Below are 12,317 nucleotides of genomic sequence, written 5' to 3' on the forward strand. Positions count from 1 at the left end.
TACATGAACGAAAGGTTAACCCAAAAATAATGGCCGGTTTTTAAAGACGGAATAGAGGCTCTGGTTGGCGCCTATTGAGTGCAAAAGGCCGGTTTTACCCCGGTCAGGCGGCACAAAGAGGTGTTCATCACGTTCATGGCAACTGGTCCAAGGTGAACAATCAGTTTTCATCAGTCTCCCAAATTAGTGCAACAATCGAGCCCTTGACCAGTTTGCTCGTGATGTAGGTTACGAACCTGTCAGGTTTACACCCGCAGGTCAATCGACCAGGCCCCATATAGTCAACTTGCGTTCACCAGCGGTTCGATCAAGCCAAGTCTGGGGCGATGACCTTCACACTGGAGCCGGTCTGCGTTTTGTGCACTTGGATGCGGTGCGGGATTTGCTGTTTCATGGATTCAACGTGAGAGACCAGTCCGATGAGACGCCCGTCGTCCTGTAATGCATCCAGGACCCCCATGACGTCTTCGAGGGTTTCTGCATCGAGGGAGCCGAAGCCCTCATCGATGAATAGGGTATCCATGGCGACACCGCCGGCCTGTGCTTGCACGGCATCGGCCAGCCCGAGTGCCAAAGCGAGTGAGGCCATGAACGTTTCACCACCGGAGAGGGTGGAGGGGTTGCGTACCGTGTCGTTGACGTGGTCGATCACTTCGAGATTCAGTCCGGCGTGGCCACGTCCGCCATGGCCCACAGCGTGTTTGAGTTCGTATCGTCCCCCGGTCATGCCGGTGAGTCGTTCGGACGCGTTCGCCGCGACCTGTTCCAACCAACCGGCCAGCACGAATGAGCGCAGTGGCATCGTCGCCGAGTTCTCTCCCCGGCCAGCAACGACATCGCTGAGGCCCGCGAGTTCTTCGTAAGTCGCCAACTGGTGAGCAGAGCGTCGACTGACTTCTTCCAATTGTTGATGTTGGCCGCGCGCTTGGTTGTGTGCGGCTTGGATGCTGCCGTGTTCTCGGTTGGCTTGTGACAGTGCAACTTGCGCCGCGTGCTGGGCGTCCCGAGCCGTTTCGAGGGCTTCTTCGGACGGCGCGCTGTGGCCCTCATCGAGGAGTTTGAGTCCGGCGACGACGGCGGGTTGGCCTGCTTTTTCCTCGAGCCGGTCGTGTTCGGTGGTCCATTGGCGCACCAGTTGGTCATGTTCTCGATACGTTTGAGCATCCAGCAGGTGCGCTGTGGCAGCATCGGCGTCGTCAAATGCGGGTTCCTCGTCGGTTGCAGATTTCCGCAACGCTTCGGCCACGCGATCGGCGCACGATGTTTGCTCCTTGACCGCCGTAGAGACGTCAGCCCCTTGATTCACAATCTGACTCACCGTTCGGTAAGCCGGTTCGACTGCGGAGCGCAACGCCTCAACGGTTTCGTATGCACCCAGGGCGGCGGCTAATGCTGCGCGCGATTGCTCGAGCTCAGTGGTGATGGAGGTGATCTGGGTAGTCGTTTCGGTCAGTTGCTGTTCTGCCGCGGATTGTTCGGCCCGCAACGCTTCGACACGAGTCTCATGTTCTTTAATGCGCGCGCGCAGTGCAGCCAGTTCGGTAACATTTTGCTGCGCGGTTGCCACGCTGTGTTCCACGGTGGCAACTGCTGCGTCGGCCTCGGTAACGCCCCATCCCCCGGCTCGCGTTTGGAGTTCGTGCAGGGTGGTCGATCGGCTTTGGTACGTTTGTTCGGCCTCGTTGGCGACCCGACGAGCTTCGGTTGCGCGATCTTCTGCCGTTTTGACGGCGTCATTGGAGATTTCTTCTAAGCCGTGAAGTTCGGCCGGGGCCGGGTGGCTCATGGATCCGCAAACTTCGCAGGGCTGACCGTCCTCGAGTTTTTCGGCCAGGAATCCGGCGGCCGCTTCAATCCGTCGACGCAGCAGCGTTTGGGCATGTTCCAGTGCGTCATCGGAGGTTTTCTTCGCCTCATCGCGGGCCTGTTCCGCGGTGTTTGCTGCCAATTGTGCCGTATGCGCCTCTTTGGCAGCAGACTGTTTCGATTTTGCGTCTCGAAGTTGCTGTTGCACGGTTTCGAGGGTGTGTTCGACGCCGGCGAGTTGTTCGGCCTTTGCCTTGCTCGCCTCGAGTTCTTCTCGGACCGTTTCGAAGGTTTGTTGACGGGCTGCAATCTGCTCAGTGAGTTGCTCTTGGGCGTGTTGGCGCTGTGTGAGTTGCTGTTGGTGTGCGGTGATCGTCGCCTGGGTCTTTTCGTGCTGCCGGAGTTGTTCGACGGCCCGAATGGCGGAGGACTCCACGGTTTTCCAACCATCCACCAACGCCGCCACCTCGTCGACGGTCACGGTGAAAATATCGCGGTCTGCGGCCCAGTGGACCACCATGGGGTCGTGTTGTGCCACGTCGAGCTGGTGTTGCCATTGCTCGATGGCTGCGGTTTGTTGCTGTTGAGCGGTCTGGAAGTGACGATGCGCGTCCGCGACAGGTTTGGCACGGTCGTGCATCGTGAGCTGTTGCCGGGCCGATTTCGCCGCCACAACGTCGTCACGGTGTGCTTGGTGACGCTGGCGGTAGTCAGTGGCGTCGCGAATCTGGGTTCGCTGTTCCTGGAGTTCGGCAAGCCGTTTCTGAGCTTGCTCTAGCGTCGTCTTCGACTGCTCGACTCGACGCCGGGCGTGGGTTTCAAGCCCGCTCATGACGTGCTCGACGTGTTCGATCAGCTGTTCGTCACTGAGTTCGCTCAGTTTTTCGTCCACGGGGTCGGTGGTGTCGTGAGCTGGCGCAGTGCACGTTTCAGCGATCTGGATGAGTCCGGCGCGCAGGCTTTCGCGACGCTCACTGTCTGCCTCGACGGCGCCGCGGAGTTTCTTGGCCTCAGTGGCCAGGTAGTCACCGATTTCGTCGAAGCGGTGGGTATTGAACAGCTGACGCAGGATGGCCTCACGATCATTACTCGAGGCTTTGAGGAATCGTGCGAAATCGCCCTGGGGCAACAGCACGACGGAGGTGAACTGTTCGCGGCTCAGCCCGATCACCGAGCGCAGGATCTGTTGAGCTTCGTCGACCCGGGTGGTCAACTGCCGCGATTCGCCCTCGATAATTTCGGTCAGGGCAATGCTGGCCTGACGGATCACGACGTCGTCGGGATCTTTGGCACCGCGGCGGGGTGCCAAGTGTTGCAGCACCCTGTCGATGACGAAGCGTCTCGAACCGAAAGAGACATCAAGCGTAATGGTCGGGGCGACACCGGGTTTGGCTAGCGTGGAGTGGAGCTCGGTATTTTTGCGCTCATCGTCGGCCTTGCCGTAGAGCGCAAAGGTGATGACGTCTAGGATGGTTGATTTTCCGGCGCCGGTGGGCCCGTCGAGTAAAAACAGACCGACCTGGTCGAGTTGGGCAAACGCCAGGTGCTGTTGCCCGGCGTAGGGCCCGATGGCTTGGAACGTGAGGGCGTGGATGCGCATTATTTCACGTCCTGTTCTTTGACACGATTCACGTGGTTCAGGGCGTCTTGCAACCAGCTGTGTTCTTGTACCGAGGCCTCTCGGTTGCGCACGTGGTGTACGAAGTCGAGCACGAGGTCAAGATCCGTGGTGGCTTTGGCAATGCGATCCGAGTAGGTGGTTTGCTGTTCGACACCGCCGGTGGGCGCGAGAATAAAGTTCAACATATCGGGGAAGCGTTGTTTCAGCCGTTGAAACGCGCGCGGCGGCCGTTGCGGATCAGTCACCGTAATTTGGCACCAGGCCTCCTCCGCCCAGGCGTATTCGTCAGATTCCAGAAGTGCTTCGAGTTCGTCGTGGAGTACGGCGAGTTTCTTCGGCTGCGGGATGTCGACCCAGTCAACCGTCATAGTTTTGGTTTCGATGAGCCACATGCCCTTGTGATGTTGGTGTTCCGAGAAGGAGTAGGCCACCGGGGAACCCGAATACCGCACGGTGTCGGCCATCGTTTGGCGGCCATGCAGGTGCCCCAGCGCCACGTAATCCATGCGCGCAAACATGTCGGCGGGCACCTGGCCCAATGAGCCGATTTCGGCACCGGCATCTTCACCGATGTTGCGTTCCGAGTCTGAGCCCGAGGCTCCGGCGGCAAACAGGTGGGCCATCATGATGTGTGTCGCATCCTCGAGCCCGCGCGCCGCAATCTGGGCGTGCACCTGTTCCATCACATGCGACATGATGCTGTAGTGGTTCGCATCGACCCCGAATTGAGCCGCATGCAGACGGGGCTCCAAGTAGGGCACCGTCCAGATACACACGTTTGCGTCGTCGAACATCACCGGGTCCGTGATCGAGTCCGGCATCGTGCGGATATAGACCCCGGCGTTGCGCATCATCCGGGACATAAATCCCAGCCGGATAGCCGAATCATGGTTCCCCGAGGTGACGACCACTTCGGCGCCGGCCGCGCGCATGTCCACGAGCGCCTGGTCAAACATGCGCACCGCATCGACCGGCGGCAGCGCGCGGTCATAGACGTCACCGGAAATAAGCACCAGGTCAATGTCGCGCTCGGTAATGGTGGCGACGATGACATCGATGGCGTGCTGTTGTACCGAAAGCATGTCTGTGTTGTGGAAAGACCGGCCCAGGTGCCAGTCCGAGGTGTGAAGAATCCGCATACCCTTCAGTCTAGGCATCCGGGTGGGACGCGATAAGGTTATGGCCATGGATAACTTCTCTTCGCGCATCGCCGGGGTGTTCTACGGAGGCGCCCGCGCCGAGGCCGCCGCGCTTGACCCCGAGGGCACTAAATGTTCGACCGGAACCCAACTTGGTCTCTACGTGGCCGACGGTTTGCTCGAGGTCTTGGAGTGGGCCAGCGATGGGCAGGCAGCCGATCCTCCCGCCGCCGTGTGGCTTGCCTTGTTGCGTTGGTATAAGAATCGGTACGGGGCTTTTGCACAAGGGGTTCCCGCCCCGCTTGACCGCTGGATCGACGCGCATCCGGTGGCCTCGGGCGTCGTCGATGACGCAACGAAAGCCGGGCTCGAAGAGTCCGACATGGGCACCCCACGCACGCCCCACGGTGCAGACTCCGTCGGTGCCGATGCGCTGGTGCGGTCTGCGCCATTGGGCATGATCCCCCAGGTTGATGCTCAATGGGTGGCCAAGATGTCCCATCAGGTCGCCGTGCTGACACATGGGTCCTGGCACGCACCGGCCGCGTATAGTCTGCTGGTCCACCACATCATCGCGGGCAAAACTCTGCTCAGCGCGGTCACCGACGTCCTAGCTTGGCTGACGGACCATGACGGTGTCGAACTGGCAGAACTCATCCGCACCACTCTGGCTGGCTCCGTGAACACGCCGATGACGGGCCACGAGGTGTTGGCGGCCGCAATCCGTGCGGTGGCCGATGCGCTGGAACAGCCCGTGGCACCCGAGCAGCTCTATGCCGCAGCGGTCACGAATGCGGTAAATTTCGGGGGCAATACACGTGCGACGGCGCTGGTTGCCGGTCAACTGATCGGCGGACTCCTGGGAGAATCCGGTACCAATACTCCCACGCACTTAGACCAGTTCAATGTGCTCACAGAAGTTATCGAGCGCTGGCTGAAACTCACCAGCTAGGCTTACCGGCCACCGGCGGCACCGCCTCCGCCACCTCCACCGGCAACACCACCACCGGTGGAACCTGCGCCCGAGCTCGAGGTCGCAGCGGCCGCGCTGACCGAACTGAGCATCGAACTCAACGGACTGAGACTGTCGGTACCGTGATGCAGTAGTGCTGGATACCATATCGGGGCCGGGACGTGGTAGTGCTGGTATGTGTCGAAGAGCACCTCGGACCATTCTTGTTCTTTGCCAAACAGCACGGCGTAGGGCAGTAACCGGTCATAGAGCTGGATCGTTTGGCTCTCGGAGTCAGGGCCCGCCGTTCGGCGGCTGGCGTGGGTAAAGGACTGCAAGATGTCTAATCGTTCGGTCTCGGAGGCGTCGATCATCTGGCGCATCCGCTCCAGTTGGGTGCGCTCGGCTGCGCCCCGAGGCGTCAGCACACGGTGTTTCACCACGCAAATGATCATGAGCATCAGACTGAGCAAACCCAAGCACACACTGAGCACGGTCATCACGGTGTTGTCTCGGCTTGCGCCCATGATGAGCAGCACGAGGGCCGGGATCAAAAAGACCGGCGAAACCCATCCGGCCACCGCCGCCCCGCGATGGCGAAGTTTTTGTTGATAGCCGCGCTCCAGCACGGCATCACCACTGTCTTGCACGACTTTCTGGGCTGCTTTGGTGAAGTCTTTTGAGTCTTTGGGGAACGTAAATGTCTCGCCCGGTGTGAGATCGGGGAATATGCCTTCGAGCAGTTGCCTCTCGAGCGGATCGGTGGCCAGCTGTGGGTCGATGAGCCGTAGGACGGGTTTCATTTTTGGTTTCTTCCCCGTGTGCTCTTCGCGTTCCTCAATCCGCAGCACACCACGCACGGCCAGATCAAGAATGGTCGCCACGATCGGATTGTGGCCCCTGCCGGTCACCCACCGGGCAATCAGCGGGTTCATGCCCTCTGGGATGCCGTATTGTGTGCTGGGCTGGCTGGTATCGTCACGGTATCGCCGAACCATGGCCAGCACGCTCAGCGCGCCACCGGCAGTCAGTAGGAATGCTGCGCCCACAAGCAGCAGCGGCACGACGTCAAGCAACACGTTTTCTTGGCGTTCGGGTGGTTGGGTCACAGTACCCGGTTCCACACCGATGGCCACCGTGACCCCTTGACCTGGCGGCAGCTGCGTTTCCGAAACGCTCAGCGCACCATCACCGGTGGTCTCAATACTGCAGGAGGCTGAGTCGTCCGGGGTGCCAACATAACAGGACGAGTTGCCCGTCATTGCAGCGCTTAGCGTGGAATCAAGCCGGATCTGGGCGGTCACATCCTCGATGGGTTGTTGCCGATCGACGGGGACCACATCCCAGTAGAATTCATCGGCCTGATCGGTGGCGTGCATGACGTCATCGACGGTGTAGCTGATGACATAAGTCTGGGTGCCATGGACGAACGTGTCGTCACCGACCAGGATGTTGCGGAATCCGTCCTCATCTTCCACCTCGAAGGGCACCTCATCACCGGCACCATCCGTGACACTGATGTCTTCGGGTGCCGCCGGCGCTGACTGGTACCGCAACGGTAAGGATCGGACGATGCCGCGGTTCTGATCGGTCTGCGGGAACTCAACTTGCAGTTCTTCGGTGACCTCTGCTTGCGCGCGAGAGTTGGCGTCGAGGCTGATGTCGTAGTTCAGATTCCAACTGGCATACTCAAAGTTTTCAACGTCTTCTGGTTCGTCCGCAGATGCGACACCGGCGGAGAGCAGAGAGACCAGCGCAACACCGGCCCCAACCACGAGGGTGGAAAACCTGATCCGAAATGCTTGAACGTCCATGGCGCCAGTCTAAATTATGTTCGCTGGCGTAGAAATTCAACACTAGCGGAACCATGCGTCTTCACTATTTTTCGGTACGATGGGCCACGAGCAGCATTATCCCGGAGAGGCGGTGTCCGTGACCAGCACAACTCGCACGAGCCAACGGCGACGACACATCACCGGCGCCGTCGTGGTCCTGGTCGCCCTCATTGTGGGTCTATCCTTCACTCGAGACACCCCGGTTGGTTCCACAACCGCGGCATGGTCGGCAGATGAGTCTGCCACCGGAGTGCTCCAGGCCGCCGAAATTCCTGCTCCCACGCTGACTCGCGATTGCCAGTTCCGACCGGGTTTGTTGGGACTTGGCGCAAGGGTACGGATTTTTTGGGACATTCCAGACGGTTACACATTCGATGACGTCGAAGTGAGTGCCTCGACCTCGGGGCTGGGGTCTCTTCTTGAACCGCTCACCGGTTTCAATCTCACTGGCAACACCGAGACCACAGACGATGGCTACCGGACAGATGTCCCGACCAACCTCCTGGGCGGTTTACTTGGACTAGGCTCCGAACTGGAAATCGCCATCAAGATTCAAGACCCACAAAGCGACTGGACCTCCGAAACAACGTCCGTAGCAAGTAACGCCGGTCTCATTGGTGGTATCGGCGGCAACTGTCGCAACCTGTCCTAATCGACAACTGAGCCCGTGGACTCTTGCTCATAGAGTCCACGGGCTCAGTCAGTTGACCGCGAGCGCTAGGGCTTAGGCTTGCTTGCGGCGATGCAGCATGATGGCGCCGGTTCCTAAACCAAGGAGGGCGAGTGCACCTACCACTAAGATTGTGGTCGAGCCTGCACCGGTGTTTGCGAGTCGATCACCAAAGCTCGTGGCTTGGGTGTCCTCATCGGCCGTTCCAGCACCGTCTCCTGAATCATCACTTGATCCGGCAGTATCGGTGTCGTTTCCGGTTCCGTTATCGTCGACGTCGCCTACTGGGTCAACAGTAGGAGCATTCGTAGGGCTGTCAGTTGGCTCACCCGTCGGCTCATCGGTCGGTTCATTGGTCGGATCCGGTTCGGGCTGTGGCTCGTCGGTTGGCTCAGGTTCATCAGTTGGCTCGGGGTCGGGCTCTTCCGGAGCGTCTTCGACCGTCATGGTGAAGCTCATCTGCTGCTCGCGGCCAAATTGGTCGGTCGCGGTCACCGTGACGGGATAATCGCCGGCAGCCTCAGGGATTCCGGTGATTTCACGGGCATCCGGTACACCAACCAAGCCCGCTGGCAGTTCTGAGAATTCGACGTTGGCGTCTTCATCGTTGACTGCCACCGTGATTGGTTCGATCTCAGTGCCGGCGGTCACCGTCACGTCCGCTTGCTGATCGATCACAAGATCCTGCTCTGGCTGTGGGTCCGGTGTCGGTTCGGTCGGTGGGTCCGTTGGTTCCGGTGTCTCTTCGCCTTCCGGCGGTTCGGTCACGGATTCAGAGTCCTCGCCAATGCGGACCTGATCCGTCATCAGCGTCGTGCCGCGCGAGCTCAAGGACAACGGTGCGGTGTACTCATCGGTTGACTCAATGTAACGACCTTCGGGGTCATAACCGGTGGCACCCATTGCATCGAGCTTCGGTGAGTAGGTGTTGACCTTCACCTCGCCGGCGTCGATATCGAATTGCAACAGCCGCATGAACCCGGTGTTGCGCTCGCCGCCAACCTCGTAGTTTTGGTAGTCGCCCAGCATCTCGAAGACCGGTCCGCCATCGCCATTGAAGTTCTGGTTCCAGGTGGTGCCGTGATAGTGGCCCGATGAGACCATCACCAGGTTGTCGTATTCTTCCACGACCTGGCTGCGCAGCAGGTGGCCGTTATCGCCGTAGCCAAGATTGCCGATCGCCTTGGACGCGTCAGCGTTGCTTGAGGCTCGCAGGTAGGCGTGGGTAAACAGGAATGCATCCCGGTCTGGGAATGCCTGCAGGACGTCGTTGGCCCAATTGCGCTGTGCGGTGTTGTGACCGTAGGGCAGATATACGGCAATGAACTCGTGACCTTCGACCTCGAAGAGATCATAGTGCGCCGAGTTGTCGCCTTCTTCCCACGGGCCGCCATAAGATGCGTTGTCCCAGTTCGCGGCTGCTTCCTCATATCGTTCGGCGGGGAAGTAGTCGTTGAACATGTCGTTGCCAAACGTGCCCCAGCCGTTGTCATGGTTGCCGGGGATGATGCCGTTGGGGATGCCTGCGTCATCGATGATGGACTGCATTTCGGATGCGAATTCGAACTCTTCGCGGGCCTGTGCTTCTGGGTGGTGGGGCAGCATCCAGTTTTCGATGATGTCACCGGTATGGGCGACATACGAGATCTTGCGGGAATCTTCGTTGTCCACGATCCAGTCCATTTGCGCACGGTAGGCCTCGGCAAAGCGTTCTTGCCCAACAGCCTCCAGGTCAGGATCAACGGCACCTTCCGACAGGAACTGGGTGTCGGTGACGTGTGCGATGGAAAAGTCGTAGTCGGCTGGATCAGCGAATTCGTTGGTCACACCGAATTCATCCGGCGCCCATTCCTCGGTCCGCGCCATGTGCCCGTCTTCACCCGTCACCGCAAGGTGGGTCTGACCGGTCTCGTTGGCATAGTCTTCGGAGAGGTAAGCTTCCAGCACGGTGTTTTCTGGGGCAGCACCGGATTCGGTGCGCAGCTGATCCCACGCGCCGGTCTCATAGTTCCAAGCCAGCAAGGTGACCTCGCGCGATGGGTCGACGACACCGGTCCATGAGACCGGAGCAAATTCCCCGGGATGCTCGAGTTCAAACGCCTGATAGGGCGACTCGGTTGGGCCAATGTTTTCTGAGTCCCACGTCTGGTCATCAACCGCAGCGATCGCAGAGTCCGCGGTAGTAAACTCCATGGTGTCGGGACTGCCCAGCTCATCGGTGAATCTGCCCTGTGCGGATGCGGTAGCTTCAGCTGCAGCAGCCTGAGGTGCCGGCACAATGACCGACCCGAGGCCCGTCAGCCCCAACGATACGGCGACGACGCTGAGGAAAGCGGTTGGACGATGAAAAGTTCTCTGACAACACGTGCCAGTCTCAACAGAATTTTTACACATGGACTCCACTGTGGAGTGCAGATATACGTTGGACTAACGACGACAAATCGTGTGGCTAACCATTGAGTGAATGTTCAGGAAACGAGCACCGCACAGTGCACAGTACGTACTGGACCCGTCGTCGACGCGGCTAACGCGCTTGGCGGGCCTCACGGATTTCGTGGCCGGGAACAGCTTGTTAGACTCCGGCCATGACTTCCCTCGCCAACAAGCTGCAACAACTCGACGGTTCCGGCTACGGAGGATACAAACGGATCGCCGGGACACACCGACTCAACGATAACCTCGAACTGTCGGTCGACCGAGTGCAATCCGATCCGTTTGCACCACCTTCGCTCGTCCAAGCCCGCGTCCCATTGGCGGCCACCGGCATCGATCCGGGGCTGCTGGAAGGTGTTGGCGCTGTTGCGGTCAGCGATTACCTCACCCGGCGTGTGCATGAGGCGATTCGTGCACACGCACCGGGTGGGGGCAAAGGCTCTGGCGCGCTGAGTATCGATACTCCAGGACAGCAGGTGCTCGAACGCACCTCGGTGGTATTCACGCAGCAGGCCCCACAGGTCGTGGTGCGGTTGGAAGCAGCCCTGCCCGCTCAGGGACGACGCATCCGAGGTCGGGCCGCACGCACCCTACTTACCGAAGCCCTGCCGCAGGTCATCGACCGGGCACTGTTGAACACCGATCATGCCGCGCTGGAAACCGCTGTTGTATTAATGCGCGACCAAACACGGTTGCGCAAGCTCTTGGTCGAACACGACTTGGTCGGCTTCATCGCCGACGGTGCCGTACTGCCTCGTGCCGCGGGCAATTCTGATCTGCCAGCAGACCAGGCCGTGCCATTTGCGTCGCCCGCATCGCTCCAGCGCAGTTTCACTTTGGATTCGGGAGTCGAAGTCACCGGTATGGCACTCCCCCGCGGCGTGAGTCTGATCATTGGTGGGGGTTACCACGGTAAATCCACTGTGTTGCGAGCGCTGGAACGTGGCGTGTATAACCATATTGGTGGTGACGGTCGCGAATTTGCTGTCACGGTGGATGACGCGGTGGCGTTGCGAGCCGAGGATGGGCGCAGCGTGGCCGATGTGGATATTTCGACGTTCATTGGTGACCTGCCCGGTGGTAGCGATACGTCTCGCTTTTCAACCACCAATGCGTCAGGTTCGACGTCGCAGGCTGCCGGGCTCGTCGAATCGCTCGAGGCCGGAGCTACCACGCTACTCATTGACGAAGACACCTCGGCCACGAACTTCATGATCCGCGATGATCGGATGCGCCAGCTGGTCCCCGGGGATAAGGAACCGATCACTCCGTTGCTGGACCGTATTCGGGCACTGTGGGAGGATCAGGGCGTGTCCACCGTGTTGGTGGCCGGTGGCTCGGGCGCATTTATCGATGTAGCTGACCGTGTGCTGCTGTTAGACCACTACCGTGTGTCTGATGTCAGCGAAGATGCTCGCGACCTCGCCGAACCGATTGCCACACAAGAGGCATTTCCTGCACCCCAACACCGCGTACTGCAGGGCTTGGAGCCCAAGGACTCAGGCAAACACCGTGGGGGCAAAAAGTCGTGGCAGGCCAAAGGCTTGCAATCGCTGCGTCATTCCAGTGGCACCATCGACCTATCTGCCGTACAACAGCTGGTCGATCCTTCACAAACCAACAGCATTGCCGCCATCCTGAAAGAGCTGGAACAACGCACCGGTACCAACCAGACGCTAGACGAGTTGGTCACCGAGCTGTTCCAGCAGATCAACGCCGACGGTGTAGAGACCATCTCCCCGCACCGGGGCCACCCCGGCCGGTTAGCTCGCCCCCGCCCACAAGAAGTATTCGCAGCCATCAACCGCAATCGCAGTCTCCGGGTGCACCGGTAAGGTGGATCGGTGAACAGCTTTCGAGA

The 12,317-nt window shown here is 59.8% G+C and carries 7 protein-coding genes; 3 read left to right on the top strand and 4 right to left on the bottom strand.

The annotated features are described in order from the left end of the window. Positions 1-307: 307 nt before the first annotated feature. Positions 308-3,406 carry an AAA family ATPase gene (locus ACYVJT_RS03850; protein ID WP_343956259.1) on the bottom strand — a complete coding sequence of 1,033 codons (3,099 nt, stop codon included), beginning with the start codon at positions 3,404-3,406 and terminating at the stop codon, positions 308-310. Beyond that, on the bottom strand, positions 3,406-4,566 hold the full coding sequence (locus ACYVJT_RS03855; protein ID WP_343956260.1) for an exonuclease SbcCD subunit D: 1,161 nt from the start codon (positions 4,564-4,566) through the stop codon (positions 3,406-3,408). Before ACYVJT_RS03855 ends, ACYVJT_RS03850 begins: the two co-directional genes overlap by 1 nt. A 46-nt stretch (positions 4,567-4,612) precedes the next feature. Between ACYVJT_RS03855 and ACYVJT_RS03860 the strand changes: the two genes are divergently transcribed. Beyond that, positions 4,613-5,518, top strand: a complete 906-nt coding sequence (locus ACYVJT_RS03860; RefSeq protein ID WP_343956261.1) for an ADP-ribosylglycohydrolase family protein — start codon at positions 4,613-4,615, stop codon at positions 5,516-5,518. 2 nt (positions 5,519-5,520) lie between these two features. On the opposite strand, the gene ACYVJT_RS03865 is transcribed toward ACYVJT_RS03860, so the two are convergent. Next, positions 5,521-7,332: a DUF2207 domain-containing protein gene (locus ACYVJT_RS03865; RefSeq protein ID WP_343956262.1), complete on the bottom strand. Its 1,812-nt coding sequence runs from the start codon at positions 7,330-7,332 to the stop codon at positions 5,521-5,523. 118 nt (positions 7,333-7,450) lie between these two features. Between ACYVJT_RS03865 and ACYVJT_RS03870 the strand changes: the two genes are divergently transcribed. Then, positions 7,451-8,005 (top strand): hypothetical protein, encoded by a 555-nt coding sequence (locus ACYVJT_RS03870; protein ID WP_343956263.1) that lies wholly within the window; start codon positions 7,451-7,453, stop codon positions 8,003-8,005. A 72-nt stretch (positions 8,006-8,077) separates the two neighbouring features. On the opposite strand, the gene ACYVJT_RS03875 is transcribed toward ACYVJT_RS03870, so the two are convergent. Beyond that, entirely contained in the window at positions 8,078-10,417 is a 2,340-nt protein-coding gene (locus tag ACYVJT_RS03875; protein ID WP_343956264.1) for a putative Ig domain-containing protein, read from the bottom strand. A 191-nt stretch (positions 10,418-10,608) separates the two neighbouring features. Here ACYVJT_RS03875 and ACYVJT_RS03880 point away from each other — a divergent pair, with 191 nt between their 5' ends. Then, positions 10,609-12,291 (top strand): P-loop domain-containing protein, encoded by a 1,683-nt coding sequence (locus ACYVJT_RS03880; RefSeq protein ID WP_343956265.1) that lies wholly within the window; start codon positions 10,609-10,611, stop codon positions 12,289-12,291. The last annotated feature ends 26 nt before the right edge of the window (positions 12,292-12,317 follow it).

This window comes from Yaniella soli, from assembly GCF_054782375.1.